Raw genomic sequence first — 25900 nt, forward strand, 5'->3', positions numbered from 1 at the left:
GGCTCCCGTATCCGGCAGGGGAAGAGATCTTCGGCACTGTGTTCATGAGGCGCTCCATCGCAGGGCAAACAGGGTCTGCCCGGGCAGTTCGAAACGTACCTGGCCGTGCTGGCAATCCAGTGCCGCGGCGCGTGGCTGGTTGTCTGGCCCGAACAGGGTGAGCGTGGCAGCGGCCTGCGGGCATCGGCTGGCCGGGGTGGCGAAGCTGACGTGTTGCAGGCGTTCGCCCTTGTTGACGCCCAGCAGGCTGCGCTGTGCGCCGCGTGCCATGGCCAGTGCATCGACCTCGAAGGCGTCGTTGTCCAGGTGCAGCACCTGGTCGAGCCAGTGCTGGGCGATGAACTGCTGGGCCAGGCCCACCGGCTTGAGTTCGAAGCGGTTGTTGCCCAGCACCTTGACCATGCCTTTGGGCCACTCGGGCTCGTCGGCGATGTGGAACCAGTTGAGCATGTCCAGCAGTCCGTCCTGGGAGGCATTGATGACCACCGAGGCCCACCATACGCCGGCATAGTGGGTGTTCTGCTCGTACAGGCTCAGGGTCGAGCCACTGGACAGGTTGGTCTGGTCGAGCAGCAGCGCCTTGCGCGGGCGACCGTTGGCGTCCAGCCCCACCAGTTCGGCGGCGCGGCGTACCGAGTCGCGGTAGGTGCGGGTGGCGAGCAGGTCGCGGACCATCCACTCGTGCCAGGCCATGGCGTCGATCTGCGGTTCGAATTCCTTGAGCAGGCGCCGTGCCCAGTCCAGGCCGACGCGCTGCGCCGCATCGCCGCGCAACGGGCCGTTGACCAGCCGCGAGCTGGCCGGCATGGCGATGCGCACGCCGGCTTCATGGGCGCCGGGGTAGGCGCGCACACGCTGGGCCATGGCCGCGAAGAAGGTGCGGTAGGTGGCGTAGTCGGCGTAGTTGAGGTTGGGTTCGTCGGCAAAGGCGATGTAATGCAGGCCCTTGCCGCCCAGGGCGACGCTGGTGGCCAGCCAGTCGTCCAGCGCGCCATCGTTGGCGCGGCTGCGCATCAGGTCGGACTTGCGCCCGGTGGCGGCCATCAGGGTGATGTCGTGGTGAATGCCGAAGCGCTCCTGGTACAGCTGGCGAAACGGCAGTTCGTAGCGCGGCTTGCGTGCCAGCACGTCGGCAAAGGTGTAGTAGCCGGCGGCCTGCAGTTGCAGCGCATCGATCACCGCATGGCTGGACGGTGGCGGCATCACGTAGGGCAGGTTGTTGCCTAGCCTGGGCGTGGGGCCCAGTACCTTGGCACTGCTGCGCAGGCTTACCTGGCCGTCGCGGTGCACCAGTGGGGCGAGGTCCTGGGGGCGCAGGGCGAACAGGTTGGCGCTGCCGTCCAGCCAGAAGGCAACCTTGCCGGTGCCTTCGAAGTTCAGGCGCCATGTCTGGTCCTGGGCGCTTGCGGGCAGATTCACCTGATCGAACTGCCAATAGGCCCGGTGTTCGAGCAGCGCCAGCTTGAGGCGCTTGCCATCGTCCACGCGCTCCAGGGTCAGGTTGCGCACACCGTCGTGATACTTGCCGGCAAGCACCGCCGTTTCACCGGCTTTCACGCGAAAGTACAGGGTGGTGGCGCGGTCCGGTTCGAGGCTGAAGTGCACCTTGGCGGGGGCGAACTGGGCGCCGGTGGTATCGTCGTATTCGAGGCGGTAGCGCCTGAAACTGTAGCCGGGGATGGCCACCTGGTAGGTGCCGGTGCCGGCGGTAAGTGGCCAGCTCAGCTGGCCGCGGCCTTCATGGGGGGCAATGATGCGTTGCGCATCGAGCTTGCCGGTGGCGTCGAGCAGGTACACCTGTTCCTGGTTGGCATCGGCCTGCCAGGCCGGCACCCAGCTCAGTTGCAGCGGGGCGCTGCGCTGCGGCGCCAGGTACAGGCTGCCGTCGCGAATGTCCGGCCAGCGCAGGGTGGCGGCGTGGGCAGTGGCGGCCAGCAGCAGGCCGGGTAACAACATCCATGTACGTTTCATACCGTTCTCCGTTGCAGCATCTGGCGCAAAGGCAACAGATCGCCAGGCAACACAAACAAGGTCCGCAGCAACGGTACGCCGCTCAGCCTGCAGTACAGCACGAGCATGGCCACCGTCACCCCAAGGTAGGCGATGGAGGAGGCCAGGGCTGCACCCGCGATGCCAAAACGGGGAATCAGGACCACGTTGAGAATCAGGTTTGCCGCCGCGCCCACCCCCATCATCAGCGAGACCGCGCCGGGGCGATTCTTGCCCAGCAGGTCCAGGCGCAGGATGCTTGCGTAGCACAGGCCGAACAAGCCGGGAAGCAGTGCCAGCAGGGCCGGGTAGGCCGGCTGGTAGGCCGCGCCGAACAGGGTGACGATCAGCCATTCGCCCACCAGGGCCATGCTCAGGCAGGCCCCCAGCATCACGGTGGCAGTCAGGCGCAGGGCCAGCGGGGTGAGCTTGTCCATGCCGGCATCCTGCTGCAGCAGGCGCTTCATCAGCGGGGTGGTGACGGCCTCGGGGATGATCAGCAGCAGTTCGGCGGCGGCGCTGGCCATGGCGTAGTGCCCCAGGGCGGCGCTGCCCAGGAAGGCACTGATGAACAGGTAGTCCGAGCGCAGGATGACCTGCTGGAACAGCACGTCCGGGTGGCTGCGCGCACTGTAGGCCAGCAGCTCGCGCTGCCCGCCGCGGTTCCAGCACAGCGTGATGTCGTGCTGGCGGCCCAGCCACACCAGGCCCAGCAGCGCGACCAGCCCCAGGCCCAGCAGCCAGCTGATCAGCGCGGCCTCCAGCGCGGCGTGCTGCCACATCCAGAACATGCCCACGAACAGCAGCAGCGGCACCAGCGATTCGGTCAGGCGCAGTGCGTTGAATGCGCCCACCCCGCCGGTGGCGTTGTGCAGGGTGAGCAGGCCGCTCTTGAGCACCGTCAGCGGCACCGCCAGCAGCAACAGCCAGGCCAGCAGGCCCAGTTGCAGGGTCACTTCCAGTTCAGTGCCGAATTCGCGCATCAGCGCCACGCAGATCAGGGTCAGCACCCCGGCCAGCAGGCACCCGTAGATCAGCACCTGGCTCAGCAGCAGGCCCATCGAGCGTTGCTGCGCCGCCTGATAGCCCACCGCGGTGTTCAGCCCGCCGCTGGTGGCGGCACTGATCAGGTCGGGCAGGGTGCTGAGCAGGGCGAACAGGCCGCGCTCGCTGGGCCCCAGGATGCGCGCCAGCAGCACGTTGCGCGCCAGGCGCAGGGCGATCATCGCCAGGCGTGTGCCCATGCTCAGCAGCAGGTGGCGCAGGTAGTTGCCACGACTCATGAGCGGCCTCCGCGGCTGATGCGCCAGGCCAGCAGCGAGGGGCGGCTGGCGTTGCGTTGGCTCACGCCGATGCGCGGCAACGCCAGTGGGTCGTCATGACCCTGGCAGATCCCGGCGCGGGTGCTCAGGGCGAAGGGGTAGCGATGGGCGGCCAGGCGAGCGCGTACCCGGGCGTCATGGTCGCCGTTGGGGTAGCAGTACACCGGCAGCGGCTGCTGGCAGCCTTGCTGCAGGGCGTGGTGGCTGCGGCTGAGTTCTTCATCCAGGCGCTGGTTGTCCAGCCCCGGCAGCAGCGCGTGACTGGCCCCGTGCGGGCCGAAGCTGATCAGCCCGGAGCCTTCCAGTTCGCGTACCTGCTGCCAGTCCAGGGCCTGGGGCAGGGATTCGGCCGGGCAGGCGTCTGTCAGTTGGTGCAGGGCGGCCGGGCTCAGGGTTTTGAGGCTTTGCAGGTAGCCGGCGAGCGCCTGGCTGCGGGCGTTGGGCCGCTGGTTCATGAAGTAGGCAGCCGGCAGCGGCCGGCCGATCTTGCGCAACGCTTCGATCAGGGTGTGGCGCGGGCCTTCGCCATGGCTGCCCCACAGGGTTTCGCCCAGGCTCTCCCACCAGAAGCGCTGGCGGCTGCCGATGTAGTCGGTGGACAGGAAGATGCTGGCCGGTACCTGGTACTGCTGCAGCAACGGGAACGCATTGAGCGCGTTGTCGCGCCAGCCGTCGTCGAAGGTCAGGGCAACCTTGGGGCGGCTGTCGCCCCTGGGCTGCTGATGGTCCTTGAGCAGGTCCATCAGGTGCACGCAATCGAAGTGCTGGCGCAGCCAGCGCAGCAGGCGCTCGAAGGCCTGCGGGCCCACGCACAGTTCGTTGCGATGGGGCAGGGCCGCGCTGGCGTCGTCGGCCAGCACCCGGTGCAGCATCAGGATGACCCCGGCGCCGCGCAGCTGGCTGCGGCCCTTCGGGGAGTGCAGGTACAACCAACCGCTGGCGCGCTTGAGACTGGTCTTGATCGGCATGAAGGCACTCATCGGGTCTGGTCGGGGTTCCATTGGTTGTAGCTGTGCCCGCGCAGGAACTGCCACAGGCCCACGCTCATGCCGGCCAGGGTCACCAGCACGAAGGCGGCCAGGCGAAACGGCTTGGGCAGGCGGTGGCCCTTGTCCAGCAGGCCGACCACGGCGATGGCATAACCCAGCAGCTGGGCGGCCAGGGTCAGGCGATAGAAACCGTGGCCGTCAAGCAGCCACAGGTTGGCCAGCAGCAGGGGCACCAGCAGCACGGGGGCCAGGCGGCGTACCAGCTTGTGGCTGATCAGGGCGATGGAGTAGAGCCCGTGGCGCAGCGGGTTGAGCAGTTCGCGCCGGGCCGCCAGGCTGATCAGCCCGCCGACGGTGACGCGCTGGCGGCGGCTGAACTGGCGCTCGGCCTCGTCCACGCCGTAGTCCAGCACCCTGGCCTGGTCGACGTAGACCACGCGCTTGTGTGCCACCGGGGCGCAGGTATTGATGAAGAAGTCGTCGTTGACCCGGTCCGGGATCGGCTGGTACAGCTCGCGGCGCAGGGCCTGCAGCGCACCGTCGGCCGATACCGTGCAGCCGGTGCGGCTTTCTACCCGGCGCAGCCAGGCTTCGTAGTGGCGGTACAGGCTCTCGCCCAGGCTCAGGCCCTTGCCCGCCACCGGGATGGTCATGTTGCCCACGGTGCCGCCCACCTCGGGGTCGGCAAAGGGCGCGAGCAGTGCGGCAAAGGTGCCCTCCACCCAGTGCACGTCGGCATCGGTGAACACCAGAATGTCGCCGCTGCAGTGCTCGACGGCGGCATTGAGCACGCGGTTCTTGCCCATCCGTGGCAGGTCCAGCACCAGGATGCGCGGGTCGTCGAAGGTGCGCGCCAGGGCCACGGTCTGGTCACTGGAGCCGTCGCTGGCCACCACGATCTGCAGGCTGGCGAGCGGACAGTCCTGCTCCAGCAGGTTGCGCAGCTTGTTTTCGATGTTGCGCGCCTCGTTGTGCGCGGCAACCACCACGCTGACCCGTTGCGGCGGCAGCGGCGGCGGGGTGTGCCGCGGGAACAACGGCCCCACCAGTGTGAGCAGCAGCGGGTAGCCCAGCCAGGCATAGAAAGGCAACAGCAGGCAAAGCCAGAAAATGAACTCAGCCACGTGCGGGCCTCCTTGCGTTCCAGTTGAACAGGCTGAGCACGAAGGCCGCTCCAGCCAGGTGCAGGCGAACCCAGTGCAGGCCCCACAGTTGCAGGGTGAACACCGGGTCGCGGTGTTTGAGACTCTGGCGCAGGCTCAGCGCCAGCGCCGGCAGGCTGGTGAAGAACAGCAGCAGCATTGCCAGATGCGGAAACCCGTCGAGCAGCGCGGACAATGCCAGCGCATCGAGCACCCAGGCCCCGAGGGACAGCAACGGGAAGCGCAGCAGGCGCAGGCTCGCGCCATTGCTGCGCAGCAGTTGCAGGTTGCTGCCCTGGCGCCACAGCTCCTTGCCCAGCCATTCGCTCCAGCTGCCCTCGTAGCCCCAGTGCAGCACCACCGGTGCGCGCAGGGCCAACAGGCGGGCACCGGCCTGGCCCAGGCGCCAGGTGAAGTCCTTGTCTTCGCCGGTGCGCAGGGTTTCGTTGAAACCGCCCACCCGGTCGAACCAGTCGCGGCGCATCAGCAGGTTGGGGGTGGGCAGCCATTGCATGCTGTGCAGCGCCGGCCGGCCGGCGCGCAGTGTGCGTCGCTGCCAGGCGCGGGCGAACCAGGGCGCCTGGCGCGGGGTGTCGCAGTCCAGCGCGAATACATCGCCACGGCCCTGGGCGTGCAGGTCCAGCAGTAGGCTCAGCCACTGCTCCGGCACCTCGATGTCGGCATCCAGAAACGCCACCCATTCCCCGGAGCTGGCCTGCACGCCCCGGTTGCGCAAGGCGCCGATGGTCAGCCCCGGCAGGTCGAGCACCTTGGCGCTGAGGTTACGGGCAATCTGCGGGCCATCGTCGCTGGAGCCGTTGTCCACCACGATCAGCTCGCAGTCCAGGCCGGCAAGGTCGGCGGCCCGACGCGCCGAGTGAAGGGTGCGGGCAATATGGCGTGCCTCGTTGAACATCGGCATCACGATACTGATCTTCATCCGGCCACCTGCACGGGGCGCGCCTGTTCGGCCTTGAGGCGCAGCACGCTGGAAAGCGCCAGCAGAATCCACAGGTATTTGTGGTTCGGCGCACTGAGGAACATCAGGAACAGGCCGATGGCAAGCATGCTGGTGGACAGGTGCGTGAGCATGTCGGCCTGCCCCTGATCACCCTTTTGCAGCCACAGGCGCCGTGCATGCCAGAGGTTGTACAGGGCCAGCATGACCATGCCGACGAATGCCAGGCCCGCCGGTACGCCGACTTCGCTGAAGATTTCCAGGTAGGTGTTGTGGGCACGGCGGTACAGGTCGCCGACCTTGCGGTTGGCCGAGAACGCCTTGGCGTAGCCGGTGGTGGCGTATTCCAGCGGGAAGGTGCCGGGGCCGGTGCCCAGCAGCGGATGTTCGCGGATCATCTTGCTGCCCACCACGATGTAGGACGAACGCCGGCCCAGGGAGTCGTCCTTGTAGGCATTGACCCCGGACTTGAGCAAGGCCAGCGACTGGATACGCTCGATGTAGCTGGCCGGCATCACCGCGACCGCCACAGGCAGCACGATGGCCAGGCCGAGCATGGCGAAGCCCAGGTGACGCGGGCGCAGGTGCGTGAGTTTTTCGCGGTAGTGCACCAGGCCGATCACCAGGCTGATGGCCAGCACCACCAGCCCGGAACGTGAGTTGGTCTTGGTCATGCCGGCCAGCAACAGCACCACGCAGGCCAGCCAGAACAGCCGCTGCAGGCGGTTGGGGCTGCTGAACACCAGCCACAGGGCCATGGGCACCGCGATGGCGATGAGCATGGCGAACACGTTGGGGTCTTCGAGCAGGCCCGAGGCGCGGCCTTCGTCCTGGTACTTGGCCGAGAACATCGCCATGGCACAGGTGACGCCCACGCTCAGGGTCACCAGGCGGTACATCATCGGCAGGTTGAGTTCGCGTCCGATCAGCAGGGTGAGCACGAACAGCACCAGGCCCACCGCCAGTTCGCGAAAGTGCCCCATGGACATCTCGCTGCTTTCACTGGCCAGAAAGCTCAGCAGGTAAAGCGCCATAAAGGCCAGCAGCAGGCGCCACATGGAGCTGCGCAGGCGTTCGCCCGGCAGTTGCCCCACGGCCAGTTGCAGCAGCAGCACCATGGCCAGCGCGGCGCCGATGAATTTCGAGGCGGTCAGCTCGCTGTCCTTGAACAGGCCCTCCAGCGGCACCAGGGTGATGATGGCCAGCAGGCCCCACGCCGGGCGGCGGTACAGCACCAGCACGCCCGCCAGGCCGATCACCGCGCCGGGGGCCAGGAACGGGTAGGGGCTGGCCAGCAGTACCACGCTGACGATCGCCAGCAGGCCGATCAGGGACAGGGGAATGATCATGCGCAGGTCTCCTTGGCCGCACCTGCCGTGCCGCGATAGACCTGGGCCCAGCGTTGCGCCAGCGTCGGCAGGTGATAACGTTCACGTTGGGTGCGTCGTGCCTGGGCGATCAGCTCGCCGGCCTGGGCCGGGTCGAGCATCAGCGCTTCGAGCTGGGCGGCCAGTTCGTCCACCGCCAGGGGCGGTGCCAGCAGCCCGCTGCGCCCGTGCTCGATCACGTCGGGGATGCCGCCGACACCAAAGGCCACCACCGGCACGCCATCCTGCATGGCTTCGAGCAGGATCATCGGGGTGCCTTCGGTGCGCGAGCTGATCACCAGCGCATCCAGGCGCGCCATCCATTGGCGCATGTCTTCCTGAAAGCCTGGCAGGCGGATGCGCTCGTGCAGCCCGGCGGCATCGACGCGGGCCTGCAGGGCTTCGCGTTCCGGGCCGTCGCCGAGCATCACCGCGTCCAGATGCGGGTGGCGCTGGCACAGCGGGATCAGCGTATCGAGGAACAGGTCAGGGCCCTTTTCGCTGCTCAGGCGCCCCACGTAGCCGGCCAGCCAGCGTTCGTGGCCGTGGGCATGGGCGGGCAGGGCGCCAGCATCCGGCAGGCCGTTGGGGATGACATCGAGCTTGCGCTGCGCCACGCCGGCACGCAGGTGGATCCGGCGGATGCTCTCGGCCACGCACACCACCTTGCCGATGGTGGCGGTGCGGCACAGTTGCAGGCTCAGCCAGGTGTACAGCCGCTGCTTGCGGCTGCTGGGGGTGAAGCCGTGCTGGGTGGCGACCATCGGCAGGCGCCACAGGGTGGCGCCCACCCAGCCGAACAGCATGCCCTTGAAGTTGTGGCTGTTGATCAGCGGCTGCTGGCTGCGGTACTGGTCCAGCGCCCGCAACACCTCGCCCAGCCCGTTGCAGGTGCGACAGTCCACGCCGGCGGCGGCAAACCGCGCCACCAGCGTCTGCGGCGCGCCCAGAAACAGCACCACGTGCTGTCCCGGGGTGGCCTGGCAGTGGTCCAGCAACATCCGTTCGGCGCCATAGAAGCCGCCACTGCCCAGCAGGTGGATGATCGGCCGCTGCGGGCTCATGGCTGCGTTCAATTGCGCACCCAGTGCACCAGCCGTGGCAGCGACCAGCCCTTGTGCGGGTTGTGCGTTTCCGGGGTCTGGTCGTTGATCACCAGCAGTACCGGCAAGCCCAGCTGCTGGGTGATCTGCGCGGGGTGCTTGAAGCGATGGTCGAAGAACTCGCGCACGTACACCAGGGCGATGCCCAGCAGCAGGCCGGTGAGCATGCCGAACGGAATGATCAGCATCGGCTTGGGAAAGGCCGGCTCGGCGGGCTCATAGGGCGCACTGAGAATCCGTGCGTTGGACACGTCACCCGACAGCAGGCGCTCGCCACGGGCTTCTTCGTAGCGCTGGGTGTAGGTGAAGAACGCCTTGTGCAGGGCATCGATCTCGGTGTCCAGCTGACGCGCCTTGCTCTGGGTTTCCTGCAACTGGTGCACGCGGCTCTTGTAGTCGGCGATGCGCTGGGTTTTCTGCGCGATCACGTTCTGCACCACGGCCAGGTCCTTCTCGCGCTCCTGGATACGGTTGGCGACGATCTTGAGAAACTGCTGGCGGGTCTTGGCGATCTGCTCGCGCTGCAGCAGCATCTGCTCGCTGCCGGGCTGGAACACTGCCAGGTCGCTGACGTAGGTCAGTACCTGGGTGGTCAGCTGCTCGCCCAGTTGCTTGATCTCGCGGTCCTCGAAGGCCACGTTGTCGACGGTCTGGGTGAAGGTGAAGGGGAAGGCGAAGTCGCGCATGTTGGCGTTGCTGGCCGCAGCCAGGCTGGTCTTGAGGTATTCCAGCCACTGCTGGCTCTGCAGCAGGCGATCGCGGTACTGGTTGAGTGCCTGTTCCTCGGTGTTGATGGCATTGAGGCGGAAGGTGATCTCTTCCTTGGGGTCGGACGAGCCGATGCCTTCGAGCATGCCCAGGCGCTTGCTTTCCAGGTCATCCATGCGCACCTGGTACTGCATCTTCTTCTGCTCGTAGAACTCCTGCGGCAGTTCGTTGGACTGCAGGTTCTGGCGGTTGCGCAGGTAGTTGTCGAGCAGACGGCTGACGAACAGCGTACCGACCTTGGGGTCGGGGAAGCTGTAGGTGATCGATACCACGTTGGAGCCGGGCAGGGTCTCGATCTTCAGGTCCTTGATCGCGTCGTCGGTCAGGGTGTCGAGCTGGGTATCGCGTACCGGGTCGACCTCCAGCCCGAACAGGCTGCGCACCGGGTTGACCACATACTCGCGCAGCGGGTTGACGATCAGGCTGCGGATCGGCCCGAACACCAGGCGCTGCAGCAGGCCGGGGGGCACGTCATACAGGCCCTCGTCGCGCAGCTGGGTGATGGTCTGGCGGATCAGCGTGGGTGAACGCAGGATATTGCTCTCGGTCTCCATGTCGGCCAGCGAAGGCGGAATGAACTTGTCTGTCTCCTGGGCCAGGGCGGTGTTGGTATCGCTCTGGGAGAGCTTTTTCGACTGTACGATCACTTCGGCCGTGATGTCGAAGCTCTGCTTGAGCACCAGCGGCAGCAACAGGGCAATCACTGCGAACACCAGGAATACCCGCTTCACCAACTGACGGTTGGCGAAGAGGATCCTGAAGAATTCATGCAGGTAGTTTTCTTTGGTAGTCATGCGCGTGCACCTGCCTGGGTTTAGTTATCGCTGTCTTTGTTGTCGACGCGGTAGGAGAAGCTGAAGCCCACCCCCTGGAACAGCACCACGTCGGCCAGTTGCCGGGCCAGTTCGCCGGCGCTGGCCAGCTTGGTCTTGGGCACGTAGAGCATGTCGTCGGGCTGCAGGTAGGCCACCTGCGCGGCGCTGGCGTCCAGGGCCTTGTCGACGTTGTAGGGCACGGCCTGCACCTGGTTGCCGTTGCGCCGCATGATCACCACCGAGTCGAGCCGGGCCTTGAGGCTGGGCCCGCGGGCCAGGGTCAGGGCTTCGAGCACCGATACCGGGCGCCGGATCGGATAGGCGCCGGGCTGGGCCACCTCACCGAGCACATAGATCTCGTTGACCGCAGTGGACTTGAGCATCACGTCCACCGTCATGCGCCCGGGCAGGTCGGCGTAGCGCTTGTTGAGGAAGGTCTGCAGCTGGGTGACGGTCATGCCCTGCAGCGGCACCGCGCCCACCTCCGGAAAGCTGGCCTGGCCGTCGGTGCCCACGGTGATCTCGCGGCTCATGCCGGTGGCGGGGTGGTTGAGGGCGCTCTTGAGGTTCTGTTCGTTGGTCAGCGGGCTGATCACCTGCACGGTCATCTGGTCGCGGTTGGGCTGGAACAGGCGCTTGTTGCGGTAGGCCTGCTGGATGGCCTGGCGCGCTTCGTCCGGGGTCATCCCGGCGACGTTCACCGAGGTGTTGGCCCGTGGCAGTTCGATGGTGCCATCGGGCAGCACCAGCTGGTTGCCGTTGAGCGAGCTGGCCGCAAGGAAGCCCAGGCCGACGGTGTCACCGGGCTGGATGCGATAGGCCTGCGAGCCGCTGGTGCTGATATGGAAGATCACATCGAGCACGTCCCCCGGGCGCAGCGCCTGCTCGCCGCGTGGCAGCTCGGTGTCCTGGGCGTTGGCCGCGTTGGCAGTCATGATCTGCACCGGCATCTGGCGTGGCTCCTGGCTGGTGCAGGCTGCCAGAGGCAGCAGCGCCAGCAGGGCGAACAGTTTCACATTCATAGCGTCATCCTTAGCCTGGCTGCTCAGAGATTGTTGTAAAGCCATTTGGGCATGTAGTAGCGGCGTCGGTTGAACACGCTGCCGATCAGCTTGGCGCCGGCCTGGGTCAGGCGCTGGGCGGCGGCCTGGGCGACCTCCCAGCGGGTGTCCTCGGCGGTGACCACCAGGATCACGCCATCGACCAGGGTGCCGATCACCAGGCTGTCGACGCTGGAGTACACCGCCTCGCCGTCGATGACCACGAAGCGGTAGTGCGCGCTGAGCTGGCTCAGCAGGGCACGCAGGCGGTCCGGGTTGAGGCGTTCGTTGCCACGCCGGTACTGGCCGCACGGCAACATGTCGAAAGGCTGGTCTGACACCCGCACCAGGCAGTCCTGCAGCACGGGCGGGGTGTCCTGCTCGAACAGCAGGTCGCGAAAGCCGGGCAGCTTCTGCAGGCCCATCTGCTGGGTCAGGCTGTTGCTGGTAGGGCTGCTGTCCACCAGCAGTACCGGTCCGCCGCTCATCAGCGTCAGCTGCTTGGCGAAGGCCAGCGCACTGGTGCTGGTACCGCTGCCGGTATTGGCCGCGGTCAGCAGCAGCACGCGCTGCTCCTGGTCCAGCACGGTGGACGTCAGGTTGGTTTCGCTGGGGGTGGCGATGGTCAGACTTCTCGAAGTAGAACCGTCCATTCAACTTGCTCCGTGGCCGCTGAAGACTTTGAAGGGGGTCTTGAGCAGGATCTTCAGGTCCAGGCTCAAGCTCTGTTCGGCGATGTAACTCAGGTCAAGCTCGACCCGCTGGTCGAAGTCGATGTTGCTGCGCCCCGAGATCTGCCACAGGCCGGTCATGCCGGGGTAGATGCTCAGGCGCGCCAGGTGGCTGTCCTTGTAGCGATAGGCGTTGAAGGAGGTTGGGCGAGGGCCCACCAGGCGCATTTCGCCGCGGATCACGTTGAACAGGTTGGGCAGCTCGTCCAGGCTGCTGCGCCGCAGGAAGCTGCCGATGCGGGTTACGCGCGGGTCCTTGTCGATCTTGAAGTCGATGGCGTCGGCGCCGTGCTTGTTCAGGTGGCGCACCGACTCCTTGAGGTCCTCGGCGTTGGCGACCATGGTGCGGAACTTGTACATGCCGAAGCTGCGCCCGCGGTAGCCGGTGCGCTGCTGCACGAAGAACACCGGGCCGGGGCTGCTCAGCTTGACCAGCACGGCCAGCACCAGCAGCAGCGGTGAAATCAACAGCACGATCATCAGCGCGCCGATGAACGACAGCACGCGGTTGGTGCGCGACAGCGTCCACGGCCGCCCGCCGGCGCGCCCGGTCATCCAGCCACGGCCCTGCATGTGAATCGCCGCATCGATGCGCATGCGGTGATTGGGGTCCATGCGTTTGTCCTGGCGCAGGGCCTGGGTTTCAGCACTTTTCTGTTGGCCTGTCATACCACCCTCCGTTGATGCTCGGGCGCGGCAACCGGCGTTTGCCCGATGGACCGCACAGCGTCGTCGGGCGTGTGCGCGTAATAATCGACGAACCAGGCGACGAAGCGGCGCAGCCCTTCGTCCAGCGAGATGCACGGGGTGAAGCCGGTGGCCTGGGCCAGGGCACTGGCATCGGCGCAGGTGTCCAGCACGTCACCGGGCTGCAGGGGCAGCAACTCGACCTGGGCGGTGCGCTGCAGGTGTTTTTCCAGCAGCGCCACGTAGTCGGTCAGGGCCACCGGCCGTTGCCCGCCGATGTTGTAGATGCGCCAGGGCGCGTGGCTGCTGGCCGGGTCGCTGGCCAGGCGGTCCCAGGCCGGGTCGCTGACCGGGGCCAGCGGGATCAGGCGCACCAGGCTTTCGACGATGTCGTCGATGTAGGTGAAGTCGCGCTGGTGCTGGCCGTAGTTGAACAGCTTGAGCGGGTGGCCCTGGCTGATGGCCTGGGCGAACTGGATGGGCGACATGTCCGGGCGCCCCCAGGGGCCGTACACGGTGAAAAAGCGCAGCCCGGTGGTGGGGATGGCGAACAGGTGGCTGTAGCTGTGGGCCATCAGTTCGTTGGCCTTCTTGCTCGCGGCGTACAGCGACAGCGGATGGTCCACTGCGTCCTGCACGGCATAGGGTGTGCGCTGGTTGCTGCCGTACACCGAGCTTGAGGAGGCATACAGCAGGTGCTGCACCGGATGGCGGCGGCAGGCCTCGAGCATGTTGAGGAAACCCACCAGGTTGCTGTCCACGTAGGCGCGCGGGTTGTCCAGCGAATAGCGCACCCCGGCCTGGGCGGCCAGGTGGATCACCACCTCGGGGGCGAACTCGGTGAACAGCGCCTCGATGCCTGGGCCGTCGGCCAGGTCCAGGCGGCGCAGGTCGAAATCGCCGGCCTGGGCCTGGACCCAGCGCACGCGGTCTTGCTTGAGCGCGGGGTCGTAGTAGTCGTTGAAGTTGTCCAGGCCCACGACCTGATGGCCGTCGCGCAACAGGCGCAGTGTGCAGTGTGCGCCGACGAAGCCGGCCGCACCGGTGACCAGTATTCTCATGGCGCCGATACCTGCGGTTGTACCTGGCGCAGGCCGATGCCGCTGTAGGTCAGGCCGAAGGTTGCCACCTGTTCGGGGCTGTAGAGGTTGCGTCCGTCGATGATCAGGCGTTGGCGCAGCTTTTGCGCCAGCAGGTTGAAATCCACCACGCGGAAGGTCTTCCACTCGGTGCAGATCACCAGCGCATCGGCATCCTCCAGGGTGTCGTCACGGGTGGCGCACAGTTGCAGGTCGTCGCGGTAGCCATACAGGCGCCGGCATTCGGCCATGGCTTCGGGGTCGAAGGCGCGCACCGTGGCGCCCTCGGCCCACAGCGCCTCCATCAGGTAGCGGCTGGGGGCTTCGCGCATGTCGTCGGTATTGGGTTTGAAGGCCAGGCCCCACAGGGCGATGGATTTGCCCTTCAGGCTGCCGGGGAAGCTGCGCTTGAGCTTGCTGAACAGGATCTGGCGCTGGCTGTCGTTGATTTCGCTCACGCTCTGCAGCAGGCGCAGCGGCATGCCGCTGTGTTCGGCGGTATGCAGCAGCGCACGCAGGTCCTTGGGGAAGCACGACCCGCCAAAGCCACAGCCCGGGTAGATGAAGTGATAGCCGATGCGTGGGTCCGAGCCGATGCCCTTGCGCACCGATTCGATGTCGGCACCGAGGAACTCGCTGAGGTTGGCCAGTTCGTTCATGAAGCTGATGCGCGTGGCGAGCATGGCGTTGGCCGCGTACTTGGTCAGCTCGGCGCTGCGGTTGTCCATGAACATGAGCTTTTCATGATTGCGGCAGAACGGCGCGTACAGCTCGGACAACTGCTGCTGGGCTTGGTCATCGGCGGTACCGACGATGATCCGATCCGGGCGCATGCAGTCGGCCAGGGCGCTGCCTTCCTTGAGAAACTCGGGGTTGGAGACCACCCGCACCTGCAGTTGATGCTTGCCCAGCCGGTCGAGCTCCTCGCGGGCGAGCGCGGCCACCTTGTCGGCGGTGCCCACCGGCACGGTGGACTTGATGATCAGGGTGCGGTGCGCCGCCATCAGGCCGGCGATCTGCCGGGTGACGCCCAGCACGTGGGAAAGGTCGGCCGAGCCGTCTTCGTCCGGTGGGGTGCCGACTGCAATGAAGATCAGCTCGGCGTGGGCGACGGCATCGCTGGCCTGGGTACTGAACGACAGCCGACCTTCCTTGATGTTTTCCTCGAGCATGCCCGACAGGCCAGGCTCATGAATAGGTGGGACACCTTGTCGCAACTGACTGATTTTATGGGCGTCTACATCGACACAAAGTACCCGGTGACCTACGTCAGCCAAAGCGGCAGCTTGCACAAGTCCGACATAACCGGTGCCAAATACGCTCACATCCATGCTGGCGTGCCTCGTATGGAGTAATGAAAGTGAAACAGCGGGTGTGAATTCGGTATAGACCAGCTGAGCCGGTTTGTGTCAAACCTATGGCATGTATCTGTAGAGTTACAGGTGGTAGGAGTTCCACTGTTTTGCCATCAACCCTTTTCCAATCCGTACCTTAGCGTCGAAATGGGCTGGCACTTGGCCGGTTGTCAATGCGATGAACGGTCGTAGCCCGCGTAAAACGTGGCTCGTGGAATGTGGGTTGTTTCGCGAATGCATCAGATTCCCGCTTGAAAAACGTCATAATCGGCGCCCTGCATTTCGTCATTTTTTTGACAAACTGTGGTTTGCGCTTTGTCGGCATCCTGCTACCGTGTGGGAAACCTCAGTGGGCTGGGGGGAAACATTTCTGGCGGGGAAGTCATGCGCGTTTACATCAAGGGACTGTTGCTGCTGGTCTACCTTCTGAGTTTCCATGCGTACTACCTCGAGCGTCTCGAGGCGATCGGGCTGGGGGTGGCACTGGTGTTGTATGCCGGTGTGTTCGTGCTGCTGGTGGCTGCCCTGTGGCTGTGCGCGAACATACGCCAGGGCCTGGTGCGCTGGCTGTTTGCAGTGGGGTTCTGTGCCAGCGCGGTGTTTTTCGACGCCTATACGCGCATAACCGCCGAATACCTCACCTACAGCGCCTTCGTTTCGATGGTGTATTCGGGTGGGTTCATCGGCGAGGCGCTTGAGCAGTACCACAGCGTGATCCTGGGGGTCGCGGCCAAGGGGCTGCTGTTGCTGCTGGGGCTGGGCCTGCGCCCGGACCCGGTGCAGCGGCTGCCCGGCACCCTGGCGTGGGCCGCACCGCTGCTGGGTCTGGCGCTGTTGACCGGCATCCTGTTCGTGCGTGCCGGCGAGGGCGCACGCGGCCTGCCGGTGATGTACACGCCGCTGGCCTACCTGAACCTGTTCCTCTACGAATCGCTGCACGACAGCGTGGGCCCGCGCCAGCCAGTGACACTGGCGCGCAGCGGCCCGCCATTGGCGCGCGATATCGTGCTGATCATCGACGAGAGCGTTTCGGGCAACTACCTGGACCTCAATACCCCCAACGGGGTCACCAGCAACCTCACCCACCCCCAGCCGGGTGCCAGCATCTTCAACTACGGCTATGCCGCCTCCATCGCCAATTGCAGCGCCGACACCAACGTCACGCTGCGCTACGGCGGCACCCGCAGCGATTACCTGCGCATCAACTCGACCCTGCCGTCGATCTGGCAGTACGCCAAACAGGCCGGGCTTGGCACCGTCTACATCGACAGCCAGCGCACCGGCGGCAACCTGCAGAACCTGATGGATGCCACCGAAAAGCGCGACATCGACCAGTTCATCCAGTTCGACACCACCCCGGTGCGCGACCGCGACATGGCCGCACTGCAAAAGCTCGTGGAGCTGCTGGGCGACGGCAAGCCGCAACTGATCGTGATCAACAAGGTGGGGGTGCATTTTCCGGTGCACGACAAGTACCCGGATGCGTTCATGACCTACACGCCGGCGTTGCCGCGGGGCCACTATGCCGACATCGCCGATACCGGTCAGCGCGATGGGTTCAGTGGTACCCCACAGGACTGGGTGCTGTACCGCAACTCGTACAAGAACAGCGTGCTGTGGAGCGTGGGCGAATTCTTCAAGCGCCTGTTTGCCCAGGCCGACCTGAGCCAGGCGGTGATCATCTACACCTCCGACCATGGCCAGGACCTGCATGAACGCGGCAACCCGGGGCTCAACACCCACTGTGGCGAGAACCCGGTTGAGGAAGAGGGCCTGGTGCCGCTGGTGGTGATCCAGGGCCAGGGCCTGAAGACCCTGGACTGGCAGGCGCAACTGGCGACCAACAAGGACCGCTCAAGCCACTACAACATCTTCCCCACGCTGCTGCAGTTGCTGGGGTATGACGCCGCGGCGGTCGAGCCGATCTACGGACACGCACTCAACGTGCCGACCAACGATCCGTTCAGTTTCAACTACCGCTTCAATGCACGCCTTGGCGCCAAGCCCGAGTTCAAGCATATCGACCTGGACGTGGTGGTCACGCCGGGGCCGCAGGGCATGCCGGTGGGTACGGCCCAGTGAGCTGACCGGCCCGATGCCTCAGGAACCGGAGGCCGGGCACCCGGCCCGGGTGTCATCGGCCGCCTGGGCTATCAGCCCTGCAAGACGCGCCACGTTGCGTTGCTGGGCTGCCACCAGCTCGGCAATCCCGGTGCCCGCCGCACTGCGTACCAGGCTGTGGCAGCGCAGGGCGGGGCGGTTGGCATCGCCGCCCAGCGTACGCAGGCGCCAGCGCGCCTCCAGCAGGGCGTATTGCCCGGGTACCGAGTCGAAGCGCTGCACCTCCAGGCGCAGGCCCAGGGTGCGCGGTGCATTGCTGTTGAGCTGGCCACTCAAGGCGCTGCGCAGTTCATCCACCAGGCTGGCGCCCCACCATTCACTGTCGAGCACCGCCAGGCCGCTGTCGCCCTGGCGCACGACGATCTGCTCGCGGTCGACCTGGGGCGGCACGCTGATGGACTCTATGCGTACGTCTACCGCACGGGTCGCCCCGGCCTGTAGCTGCGCAGGCACCAGGGTGTGGTAGTGCACCGGCTCGCTGCGACAGGCCGCCAGCAACAGCGCGATGCCAAGCAGCGAAGGTTTGAGCAGATAGGTCATGGGGCGGGCTCCAGTGCTCATTGGCGCGAGGAAGGTTGCAAGGCATCGGCAGGGGCATTGTCGGGCCGCCCGCGCAGCAGCGACTCGGGGTTGCGCTTGAGGTAGTCGGCCAGCTCGCGCATCGAGCGGGTCATGCGGCCCAGGTCGTCCAGGGTCTGCGACAGCTGCTCGCGCTGTGGCGAGTCGTCGGCCAGGGTCGCATTGGCACTCTTGAGCGTGGTGCTCATGTCCTGCAGGGTGCCCTCGATGCCGGGCAGGGTCTTGCCGTTGAACTGCTTGAGCGCCTTGCGCAGCTCCACCAGGTTGGCGTCAAGGTTGCCGGCGATGCGTTCGATGGGCAGCTTGTTGATCTTCTCGACCATGGCCTGGAACTGCTCCTGCAGTTGCTCCAGGCTGCTGGGGATGGTCGGGATGGTGATGGGGCGCGCGCTCGGGTCGAAGGTCACCTTGGGCGCCTTGGGGTAGAAATCCAGGGCGATGTACAACTGCCCGGTCAACAGGTTGCCGCTGCGGGCCTGGGCGCGCAGGCCGTTGTCGATGAAGGTGCCCATCAGGCGGACGCCGGCCTGTTCATCGTCAGGGTTGTGATTGAGCACCTTGAGCATCTTGGTATGCGCCTGGCCCAGGCGTTGCGGGTAGATCACGATGCCCACATTCACCGGAAAAGTGCGGGTCTTGGCGTCGAAGTCGAGGTTGATGGCGACTACCCGGCCGAATTCCATGCCCAGGAACTCCACCGGTGCGCCCACCTTGAGCCCGCGCAGCGACTGGTCGAAGCGCAGCGCCAGGTACTGCGCCTTGCCCGCCGGCGGGGCGAGGGCGGCGGGGCGGTCGTCGAACAGCTCGAAGGTCTTGTCCTCGGCTGCCGGCTGGTCGTCGGGGCTGTAGTCCGGGGCCCTGAAGGCCACGCCGCCGACCATCAGCGACGACAGCGACTCGGTGCGCAGGGCAAAGCCGTTGGCACCCACCTCGACATCCACGCCGCTGGCGTTCCAGAACCGCGTGTTGTCGGTGACGAAGGCATCGTTGGGGGCGTGCACGAACACTTCGACATTGACCCCTTTGCCGTTGGCGTCCAGCGCGTACGACACCACCTGGCCGACCTGGATCTTGCGGTAGTACACCGGCGAGCCGACGCCCAGCGAGCCGAGGTCGGAGGCATGCAGGTTGAAGCGCTTGCCGGGTTCGCCGTAAGTGATTGGCGGTGGTGTCTCCAGGCCGGTGAAGGTCTTGGCGCGGGTGTCCGACTGCCCGGCATCGGCGCCGATGAAGTCACCGGAGAACAGCGTGTCGATACCCGTTACGCCGCCCGCACCGATGCGCGGGCGCACCACCCAGAACAGCGAGTCCTGGCGGGTGAAGTTCTCGGCCTGCTTGACCAGCTTGATGGTGGCGGTGACGCTCTTCTGGTCCTGGCTGAGCTCCACTTCGCTGACCTGGCCGATCACCACGTTGCGGTACTTCACTGCTGTCTTGTTGGCCTCCAGCCCCTGTCCGGTCTTGAAGGTGACCTGGATACTGGGGCCTTCCTGCAGCCAGTTGTGCACCACCAGCGAGATGCCCACCAGCACTGCCACGATCGGCACGATCCACACCAGCGACACGCTGAAGCGCCGGGTCTGCACCGCCGGGCGAGCCGGTTGTGCCGCGCTGTGGTTGCTGTCTTCACTCATGCGCGGGTTCCTTGCCGTTGGGCGGTTGCCAGATCAGGCGGGGGTCGAAGCTCATGGCCGCGAGCATGGTGAACACCACTACCATGCCGAAAAAGAGAATGCCCAGGCGCGGCTCGATGTCGCCCAGGGCCTGGAACTTGACCAGCGCGGCAACCAGCGCCACCACGATCACATCGAGCATCGACCAGTAGCCGATCAGCTCGACGAAGCGGAACAGCTTCGAACGCTGGCGCTGGGCCCAGGTACTGCCGCGCTGCACCGTCACCAGCAGCAGGCCCAGGGCCACGAACTTGGTGGCCGGCACCGCGATGCTGGCGATGAAGATGATCAGTGCGATGTCCCATGAGCCATGGGACCAGAACTCGAGCACGCCACTCATGATGGTGCTGTCGTCGCCGGCACCGAACAGCTTGGTGTTCATCACCGGCAGCAGGTTGGCCGGGATGTAGAACACCAGGGCGGCGATCAGGTACGCCCAGGTTCGGGTCAGCGACTCGGGCTTGCGCTCATGCAGCGGCGCTGCGCAGCGAGGGCACTGGGTGGGGTGGTCGCGGTTGTCGCAGGCCAGCCCGCAGGCATGGCACAGCACCAGGCCCAGCTCGCTGGCCAGCGGCGGCGCGTTCAAGACAGGTACACCCACAGGTCGCGGATATCGCGCCCGGCCAGGCGTATCATCAGCAGGCTCAGGGCGGCCAGGGCGATCAACCCCAGGCCTGGCAGCACATCGAGCAGCCCGGCCAGCTTGAACACCGCCACCATCGACCCCAGCAGGCACACCTCCAGCATGCTCCACGGGCGCAGGGTTTCCAGCCAGCGCATGCACAGGCTGAAGGCCGGCGAGCGGCGTCGGCCCAGGGCATGCACCAGCACCCACAGCAGCAGCAACAGCTGGAACATCGGCGCGATGATGATCGCGATGGCGGCCACCAGGGCGATGAAGGTGATCGGCCCGGTGGCCAGGGCGCGCACCGAGTCCCATAACGTGGCGCTGTTGTGCAGGCCTTGCAGGCTGATGCTCATCACCGGGTAGAAGTTGGCGAACATCCACAGGATCGCTGCAGTGAGGCTCAGCGCCAGGCGCTGCTGTACATCCAGGCCGTTATGGCGCTGCAGCACGGCGCCGCAACGCAGGCATAGCGCTTTCTGGTGTTTGGCGAGCTCGACCCGTTCATACACGCAGTCGCAGTGTTCGCAGATGATCAACCGATCGGTGCTGGCCACGCTTGGCACTCGCAACAGGGACTAGCTCAATATAGAAGCGCATGGCAATTGAGCAAATCGGCGCCGTTGGGCCATGGTCTATGCTTGACCCTTTGACCCCTTCCAACGCCGCTTTGCAGGAGGCCTGCGCATGCCTACGCGTCGCCGTTTTCTCGCCACCAGTGCTGCCCTGGCCGCTGGCCTGGGGCTGCTGCTGAGCCGCCCGCACGCCCTGGCGCAGCCCCACACGGCGCTGCTCGAGCGCAAGGTGCCGTCCACCGGCGAGGCCTTGCCGGTGATCGGCGCCGGCACCTCGGGCAGTTTCGAGGTGACGGCGGGTTCCCCCGAGTACCAGCAGCTCAAAGCGGTGCTGCAGGTGTTCTTCGACGGTGGCGGCCGGGTCATCGATACCTCGCCCAACTATGGCGGCGCCGACGCGATACTGGGCCAGTTGCTGGAGGAGGGCGGTTGGCGCGAGCGCACCTTCCTGGCCACCAAGATCGCCGCCGACAGCCAGGCTGCGGCGCAGGCGCAATGGGCCCAGACGCTGCGCAGCCTGCGCACCGACAAGGTCGATCTGCTGCAGGTGCACAACCTGCGCGACTGGCAGCGCCAACTGCCCTACGCCCGTGAACTCAAGGCCCAGGGCAAGACCCGTTACGTGGGCGTTACCCATTACACCGATGGCGGGCTGGACGAACTGGAGCGCATCCTGCGCCGCGAGCCGCTGGACTTCATCCAGATCCACTATTCGGTGAATGCGCCTGGCGCCGCGCGCACGGTGCTGCCGCTGGCGCAGGACAAGGGCGTGGCGGTACTGATCAACCGCGCCTTCGACGATGGCAGGCTGTTTGCCAGGGTCAAGGGCCAGCCGTTGCCGGGCTGGGCCAGCGAAGCCGGCATCGGCAGCTGGGCGCAGCTGTTTCTCAAATTTGCCCTCAGTCACCCGGCAGTGACGACCGTGATCCCGGCCACCAGCCGCCCGGACCGTCAACGCGACCAGCTCAAGGCCGGCAGTGGCGCGTTGCTCGACACGGCCCGGCAGCAGGCGCTGATCAAGATGTTCGGCTGATGCGCCTGCTGGGCCGGCTGTTCACCTTTCACGACGACGAAACCCCGGCGGTGGTGGGCGGCCTTGCGCTGTTCTTCCTGCTGTTCGCCGGCTATTTCATGCTGCGACCGGTACGCGAGACCATGGGGGTGGCCGGCGGCGTCGACAACCTGCAATGGCTGTTCACCGGCACTTTCATCGTCACCTTGCTGGCATTGCCGCTGTTCGGCTGGGTGGTGGCGCGGGCCCGTCGGCGCAGGATCCTGCCCTGGACCTACGGCTTTCTGGCAAGCAACCTGCTGGCCTTCGCCCTGGTGTTCGCGGTGCAGCCCGACAACCTGTGGGTGGCCCGGGCGTTCTACATCTGGCTGTCGGTGTTCAACCTGCTGAGCATCTCGCTGGCCTGGAGCGTACTGGCCGACCTGTTCAGCAACGAGCAGGCCAAGCGCCTGTTCGGGTTGCTCGCAGCCGGTGCGAGCCTGGGCGGGCTGGTGGGGCCGATACTGGGTACCCTGCTGGTGGGCGTGGTCGGGCATGCCGGGCTGGTGTTGCTGGCCACGCTGTTTCTGCTGGGCAGCATCGGCGCGGCAACCTACCTGCAGCGCTGGCGCGACCGTGCGCCCTTGCCGGCGGAGGCCGAACACCCGCGCTCCCGGCCGCTGGGCGGCAACCCGTTCGCCGGGGCCGGCGAGGTGCTGCGCTCGCCCTACCTCTTGATGCTGGCGCTGTTCGTGGTGCTGCTGGCCAGCATCAGTACCTTCCTGTACTTCGAGCAGGCGCGGCTGGTGGCACAGACCTTTACCGATCGCACCCGCCAGACCCAGGTGTTCGGCCTGATCGACACCGTGGTGCAGGCGCTGGCGATCCTCACCCAGTTGTTTTTCACAGGGCGCATCGCGCGGCGCATGGGGGTGGGCGTGTTGCTGGTGGCGGTGCCGCTGGTGATGGTGGCCGGCTTCCTGTGGCTGGCCCTGGCCCCGGTGTTTGCGGTGTTCGTGGTGGTGATGGTGGTGCGCCGTGCGGGGGAGTATGCGCTGGTGCGGCCGGGGCGCGAGATGCTGTACACCGTGCTGCCGGCCGAGCAGAAGTACCGCGCCAAGAACTTCATCGACACGGTGGTCTATCGCGGTGGCGATGCGCTCAGTGGCTGGGTCAAGCGCGGGCTGGATGTGCTGGGTGAGCACCCGCAACTGGCGATGCTGATCGGGGCGGGGATTGCGCTGGGGTGGGCGGCTACCGGGGGCTGGCTGGGCAGACGGCAGCGGCGATTGGAGCAACGCAATTGAACGGTGTTGGCTTGCTTCGCCGGCAAGGCCGGCTCCTACAGGGGGTTGCGCCGTTCACAGAACCCCGTAGCAGCCGGCCTTGCCGTGCAGTCAGTCGAGCACTGCCACCGGTTCCGGGTTGCGGCTCACCCACCAGCCAAACCCGGCGGCGGTAAAGAACATGATCAGGCTGTACAGCGCCGCCGGAATGGCCATGGTCGAGTTGTTGAGCAGGGTCGGGCTCAGCGCCAGTGCAATCGCCAGCGTACCGTTGTGGATGCCGATCTCCATGCCGATGGCGATGGCCTGGCGCTTCGGAATCTTCAGCATCCGCGGCACATAGTAGCCCAGCCCCAGACTCACCAGGTTGAACAACAGCGCGGCTGCGCCTACCAGGGGCGCGTACTCGACCACGGTGGCCCAGTCTTTCATCAGCGCCAGCATCACCGTGCCGGCCAGGAACAGCGCCGCCACCAGCTTCATCGGCTTCTCCATGCGCGCCGCGAAGGCCGGGGTCAGGCGCCGCACCAGCATGCCCAGCGCCACCGGCACCAGCACGATGGCAAACACCTGCAGCACCTTGGCGAACTGCAGCGGGATGGCCTGGTCGGCGCTCATGAAGTAGCTCAGCGACAGGTTGACCAGCAGCGGCATGGTCAGGATCGCGATCAGCGAGTTCACCGCCGTCAGCGTGATGTTGAGCGCCACGTCACCGTGCGCCAGGTGGCTGAACAGGTTGGCGGTGGTGCCGCCGGGCGAGGCCGCCAGCAGCATCAGGCCGACCGCCAGGGCCGGTGCCAGGCCAAAACCGTTGGCAATCAGAAAGCAGATGAAGGGCAGCAGCAGGATCTGGCACACCAGGCCGATGACCACCGGCTTGGGGTATTTCACCACCCGGGCGAAGTCGGCCAGGGTCAGCGAAAGCCCCAGGCCGAACATGATGATGCCCAGCGCAACGGGCAGGAAGGCGGTCAGCAATGGCGAAGCGGTCATGGCAGCAACTCGCAGAAAAGAGGTGTCGGCATTCTAGGCCACCAGATCGCCATGTGCTGCTGGGGAGGCCCCGTAGATACAAGTCTTTACGAAAAGGTGCGCAGCGTGCACCGGGGAGGTTGCGCGCACCGTTATGGGGCAAATGCATGCACCGCTCGGGTCGCCCGCCGCGCTCAAGGGGCGTGGCAGAGCGATTCCCGGGCGTTGGGCACAGCCCTTGCTAAAGTCTGTTGAAAGGCCCGGGTACTGGAAGACAGCAGCCAATTAGAAGAAGCCGTTACGAACACGGCGAGGAGTGGGGTATGTCCGGAGCTTTTTTTGACGAAATGTATGCCGCAGGGGGCCAGTGTCGCCCGCATTACCGCGAGTTTGCCCGCTGGCTGGCGGACACGCCGCTGGAACTGCTGGCGCAACGCCGCCGCGAAGCCGACCTGCTGTTCCACCGCGCAGGCATCACCTTCACGCTCTACGGTGACGAGCAGGGCACCGAACGCCTGATCCCGTTCGACATCATTCCGCGCAGCATCAAGGCCAGCGAATGGCAGGTGATCGAGCGTGGCTGCATCCAGCGGGTGCAGGCACTGAACATGTTCCTGGCCGATATCTACCATGAACAGCGCATCCTCAAGGCCGGCATCATCCCGGCCGAGCAGGTGCTGGCCAACGAGGGCTACCAGGTGGCCATGCGTGGCCTGGGGCTGCACCGGGGCCTCTATGCGCATATCGCGGGGGTGGATCTGGTGCGCGATGGCGACGGCAGCTACTACGTGCTCGAGGACAACCTGCGCACCCCCAGCGGCGTGAGCTACATGCTCGAAGACCGCAAGATGATGATGCGCCTGTTCCCCGAGCTGTTCGCCGCCCAGCGCATCGCGCCCATCGACCATTACCCCAACCTGCTGCTCGACACGCTCAGGAGCGCCAGCCCGCTGGACAACCCCACGGTGGTGGTGCTGACCCCGGGGCGCTTCAACAGTGCGTACTTCGAGCATGCGTTCCTGGCCCGCGAAATGGGGGTGGAACTGGTGGAAGGCGCCGACCTGTTCGTGCGTGACGACCGCGTGTTCATGCGCACCACCTGCGGCCCGCAGCCGGTGGACGTGATCTACCGCCGGCTGGATGACGCCTTCCTCGACCCGCTGACCTTCAACCCCGAGTCGATGCTCGGGGTGCCCGGCCTGATTGCCGCCTACCGCCTGGGCAACGTGGTGCTGGCCAATGCGGTCGGCACCGGTGTGGCGGACGACAAGTCGATCTACCCCTACGTGGGCGAGATGATCCGCTTCTACCTGGACGAAGCGCCGATTCTGAAGAACGTGCCCACCTGGCAGTGCCGCAAGCCGGCCGAGCTGTCCCATGTGCTGGCCAACCTGGAGCACCTGGTGGTCAAGGAAACCCAGGGCTCCGGGGGCTACGGCATGCTGGTGGGGCCGGCGTCGACGGCAGCGCAGATCGAAGCATTCCGCCTGCGCCTCAAGGCCCGGCCGCAGGACTACATCGCCCAGCCCACCTTGTGCCTGTCCACCTGCCCGACCTTTGTCGAAAGCGGCATTGCCCCGCGCCATATCGACCTGCGCCCGTTCGTGCTGTCGGGCAGCCAGACCCGCCTGGTGCCCGGCGGCCTCACGCGGGTGGCGCTGCGCGAAGGCTCGCTGGTGGTCAACTCGTCGCAGGGCGGCGGTACCAAGGACACCTGGGTGGTGGAGGACTGA

Annotated in this window: 22 protein-coding genes; 4 read left to right on the top strand and 18 right to left on the bottom strand. The window is 66.1% G+C overall.

What is annotated here, in order from left to right:
* Positions 1–42: 42 nt before the first annotated feature.
* From NP552_RS00805 to NP552_RS00865, 13 genes are read right to left on the bottom strand one after another with little or no spacing between them, the layout of a single operon-like run.
* On the bottom strand, positions 43–1971 hold the full coding sequence (locus NP552_RS00805; RefSeq protein WP_274096288.1) for a hypothetical protein: 1929 nt from the start codon (positions 1969–1971) through the stop codon (positions 43–45).
* Positions 1968–3272 (bottom strand): oligosaccharide flippase family protein, encoded by a 1305-nt coding sequence (locus NP552_RS00810; protein ID WP_043860600.1) that lies wholly within the window; start codon positions 3270–3272, stop codon positions 1968–1970. The genes NP552_RS00805 and NP552_RS00810 overlap by 4 nt, the downstream gene beginning before the upstream one ends.
* Positions 3269–4279: a polysaccharide deacetylase family protein gene (locus tag NP552_RS00815; protein ID WP_043860619.1), complete on the bottom strand. Its 1011-nt coding sequence runs from the start codon at positions 4277–4279 to the stop codon at positions 3269–3271. Before NP552_RS00815 ends, NP552_RS00810 begins: the two co-directional genes overlap by 4 nt.
* 8 nt (positions 4280–4287) lie before the next feature.
* The gene (locus NP552_RS00820) at positions 4288–5424 is read right to left on the bottom strand and encodes a glycosyltransferase (protein WP_229590134.1); all 1137 of its coding nucleotides are present in this window, start codon (positions 5422–5424) and stop codon (positions 4288–4290) included.
* Positions 5417–6382: a glycosyltransferase gene (locus NP552_RS00825; protein ID WP_043860602.1), complete on the bottom strand. Its 966-nt coding sequence runs from the start codon at positions 6380–6382 to the stop codon at positions 5417–5419. Before NP552_RS00825 ends, NP552_RS00820 begins: the two co-directional genes overlap by 8 nt.
* The gene (locus NP552_RS00830) at positions 6379–7749 is read right to left on the bottom strand and encodes an O-antigen ligase family protein (RefSeq protein ID WP_054914458.1); all 1371 of its coding nucleotides are present in this window, start codon (positions 7747–7749) and stop codon (positions 6379–6381) included. The genes NP552_RS00825 and NP552_RS00830 overlap by 4 nt, the downstream gene beginning before the upstream one ends.
* Entirely contained in the window at positions 7746–8831 is a 1086-nt protein-coding gene (locus NP552_RS00835) for a glycosyltransferase family 4 protein (protein ID WP_078481197.1), read from the bottom strand. The genes NP552_RS00830 and NP552_RS00835 overlap by 4 nt, the downstream gene beginning before the upstream one ends.
* 8 nt (positions 8832–8839) lie before the next feature.
* Positions 8840–10432: a GumC family protein gene (locus NP552_RS00840; RefSeq protein ID WP_043860605.1), complete on the bottom strand. Its 1593-nt coding sequence runs from the start codon at positions 10430–10432 to the stop codon at positions 8840–8842.
* A 20-nt stretch (positions 10433–10452) separates the two neighbouring features.
* Positions 10453–11475: a polysaccharide biosynthesis/export family protein gene (locus tag NP552_RS00845; RefSeq protein ID WP_043860606.1), complete on the bottom strand. Its 1023-nt coding sequence runs from the start codon at positions 11473–11475 to the stop codon at positions 10453–10455.
* Positions 11476–11498: 23 nt separating this feature from the next.
* Entirely contained in the window at positions 11499–12146 is a 648-nt protein-coding gene (locus NP552_RS00850; protein WP_043860607.1) for a CpsD/CapB family tyrosine-protein kinase, read from the bottom strand.
* Positions 12147–12893 carry a sugar transferase gene (locus NP552_RS00855; protein WP_043860608.1) on the bottom strand — a complete coding sequence of 249 codons (747 nt, stop codon included), beginning with the start codon at positions 12891–12893 and terminating at the stop codon, positions 12147–12149.
* Positions 12890–13972 (bottom strand): NAD-dependent epimerase, encoded by a 1083-nt coding sequence (locus NP552_RS00860; RefSeq protein WP_274096289.1) that lies wholly within the window; start codon positions 13970–13972, stop codon positions 12890–12892. Before NP552_RS00860 ends, NP552_RS00855 begins: the two co-directional genes overlap by 4 nt.
* Positions 13969–15321, bottom strand: coding sequence for a UDP-glucose dehydrogenase family protein (locus NP552_RS00865; RefSeq protein ID WP_043860610.1), 1353 nt, complete (start codon positions 15319–15321; stop codon positions 13969–13971). The genes NP552_RS00860 and NP552_RS00865 overlap by 4 nt, the downstream gene beginning before the upstream one ends.
* A 408-nt stretch (positions 15322–15729) precedes the next feature.
* Between NP552_RS00865 and NP552_RS00870 the strand changes: the two genes are divergently transcribed.
* Complete coding sequence (locus NP552_RS00870) at positions 15730–17427, top strand: sulfatase-like hydrolase/transferase (protein ID WP_058540222.1); 1698 nt, start codon at positions 15730–15732, stop codon at positions 17425–17427.
* An 18-nt stretch (positions 17428–17445) separates the two neighbouring features.
* Here the strand turns inward: NP552_RS00870 and NP552_RS00875 are convergent, their stop codons facing one another.
* The 4 genes from NP552_RS00875 to NP552_RS00890 are packed head-to-tail and all read right to left on the bottom strand — an operon-like array spanning position 17446 to position 20900.
* Entirely contained in the window at positions 17446–18006 is a 561-nt protein-coding gene (locus NP552_RS00875) for a PqiC family protein (RefSeq protein ID WP_043860612.1), read from the bottom strand.
* Positions 18007–18023: 17 nt separating this feature from the next.
* The gene (locus NP552_RS00880) at positions 18024–19679 is read right to left on the bottom strand and encodes a PqiB family protein (protein ID WP_100632732.1); all 1656 of its coding nucleotides are present in this window, start codon (positions 19677–19679) and stop codon (positions 18024–18026) included.
* The gene (locus NP552_RS00885; RefSeq protein ID WP_058540221.1) at positions 19672–20304 is read right to left on the bottom strand and encodes a paraquat-inducible protein A; all 633 of its coding nucleotides are present in this window, start codon (positions 20302–20304) and stop codon (positions 19672–19674) included. Before NP552_RS00885 ends, NP552_RS00880 begins: the two co-directional genes overlap by 8 nt.
* The gene (locus NP552_RS00890) at positions 20301–20900 is read right to left on the bottom strand and encodes a paraquat-inducible protein A (protein WP_043860615.1); all 600 of its coding nucleotides are present in this window, start codon (positions 20898–20900) and stop codon (positions 20301–20303) included. Before NP552_RS00890 ends, NP552_RS00885 begins: the two co-directional genes overlap by 4 nt.
* 130 nt (positions 20901–21030) lie before the next feature.
* Between NP552_RS00890 and NP552_RS00895 the strand changes: the two genes are divergently transcribed.
* The gene (locus tag NP552_RS00895; RefSeq protein ID WP_043860616.1) at positions 21031–21951 is read left to right on the top strand and encodes an aldo/keto reductase; all 921 of its coding nucleotides are present in this window, start codon (positions 21031–21033) and stop codon (positions 21949–21951) included.
* Positions 21951–23216, top strand: coding sequence for an NTP/NDP exchange transporter (locus tag NP552_RS00900; protein WP_054914466.1), 1266 nt, complete (start codon positions 21951–21953; stop codon positions 23214–23216). The genes NP552_RS00895 and NP552_RS00900 overlap by 1 nt, the downstream gene beginning before the upstream one ends.
* A gap of 90 nt (positions 23217–23306) precedes the next feature.
* Here the strand turns inward: NP552_RS00900 and NP552_RS00905 are convergent, their stop codons facing one another.
* Positions 23307–24188 (bottom strand): bile acid:sodium symporter family protein, encoded by an 882-nt coding sequence (locus NP552_RS00905; protein ID WP_043861212.1) that lies wholly within the window; start codon positions 24186–24188, stop codon positions 23307–23309.
* Between the two features lie 302 nt (positions 24189–24490).
* Here NP552_RS00905 and NP552_RS00910 point away from each other — a divergent pair, with 302 nt between their 5' ends.
* On the top strand, positions 24491–25900 hold the full coding sequence (locus NP552_RS00910; RefSeq protein WP_043861213.1) for a circularly permuted type 2 ATP-grasp protein: 1410 nt from the start codon (positions 24491–24493) through the stop codon (positions 25898–25900).

The organism is Pseudomonas sp. 8209 (assembly GCF_028682105.1).
In the GTDB taxonomy this organism is placed as follows: Bacteria; Pseudomonadota; Gammaproteobacteria; order Pseudomonadales; family Pseudomonadaceae; genus Aquipseudomonas; species Aquipseudomonas palmensis.

Excerpts from the sequence above, each read along its gene's own strand:
- NP552_RS00805 (WP_274096288.1), bottom strand. The coding sequence starts at position 1,971 with ATGAAACGTACATGGATGTTGTTACCCGGCCTGCTGCTGGCCGCCACT.
- NP552_RS00810 (WP_043860600.1), bottom strand. The coding sequence starts at position 3,272 with ATGAGTCGTGGCAACTACCTGCGCCACCTGCTGCTGAGCATGGGCACA.
- NP552_RS00815 (WP_043860619.1), bottom strand. The coding sequence starts at position 4,279 with ATGCCGATCAAGACCAGTCTCAAGCGCGCCAGCGGTTGGTTGTACCTG.
- NP552_RS00825 (WP_043860602.1), bottom strand. The coding sequence starts at position 6,382 with ATGAAGATCAGTATCGTGATGCCGATGTTCAACGAGGCACGCCATATT.
- NP552_RS00830 (WP_054914458.1), bottom strand. The coding sequence starts at position 7,749 with ATGATCATTCCCCTGTCCCTGATCGGCCTGCTGGCGATCGTCAGCGTG.
- NP552_RS00835 (WP_078481197.1), bottom strand. The coding sequence starts at position 8,831 with ATGAGCCCGCAGCGGCCGATCATCCACCTGCTGGGCAGTGGCGGCTTC.
- NP552_RS00840 (WP_043860605.1), bottom strand. The coding sequence starts at position 10,432 with ATGACTACCAAAGAAAACTACCTGCATGAATTCTTCAGGATCCTCTTC.
- NP552_RS00845 (WP_043860606.1), bottom strand. The coding sequence starts at position 11,475 with ATGAATGTGAAACTGTTCGCCCTGCTGGCGCTGCTGCCTCTGGCAGCC.
- NP552_RS00850 (WP_043860607.1), bottom strand. The coding sequence starts at position 12,146 with ATGGACGGTTCTACTTCGAGAAGTCTGACCATCGCCACCCCCAGCGAA.
- NP552_RS00855 (WP_043860608.1), bottom strand. The coding sequence starts at position 12,893 with ATGACAGGCCAACAGAAAAGTGCTGAAACCCAGGCCCTGCGCCAGGAC.
- NP552_RS00860 (WP_274096289.1), bottom strand. The coding sequence starts at position 13,972 with ATGAGAATACTGGTCACCGGTGCGGCCGGCTTCGTCGGCGCACACTGC.
- NP552_RS00865 (WP_043860610.1), bottom strand. The coding sequence starts at position 15,321 with ATGGATGTGAGCGTATTTGGCACCGGTTATGTCGGACTTGTGCAAGCT.
- NP552_RS00870 (WP_058540222.1), top strand. The coding sequence starts at position 15,730 with ATGCGCGTTTACATCAAGGGACTGTTGCTGCTGGTCTACCTTCTGAGT.
- NP552_RS00875 (WP_043860612.1), bottom strand. The coding sequence starts at position 18,006 with ATGACCTATCTGCTCAAACCTTCGCTGCTTGGCATCGCGCTGTTGCTG.
- NP552_RS00880 (WP_100632732.1), bottom strand. The coding sequence starts at position 19,679 with ATGAGTGAAGACAGCAACCACAGCGCGGCACAACCGGCTCGCCCGGCG.
- NP552_RS00895 (WP_043860616.1), top strand. The coding sequence starts at position 21,031 with ATGCCTACGCGTCGCCGTTTTCTCGCCACCAGTGCTGCCCTGGCCGCT.
- NP552_RS00900 (WP_054914466.1), top strand. The coding sequence starts at position 21,951 with ATGCGCCTGCTGGGCCGGCTGTTCACCTTTCACGACGACGAAACCCCG.
- NP552_RS00905 (WP_043861212.1), bottom strand. The coding sequence starts at position 24,188 with ATGACCGCTTCGCCATTGCTGACCGCCTTCCTGCCCGTTGCGCTGGGC.
- NP552_RS00910 (WP_043861213.1), top strand. The coding sequence starts at position 24,491 with ATGTCCGGAGCTTTTTTTGACGAAATGTATGCCGCAGGGGGCCAGTGT.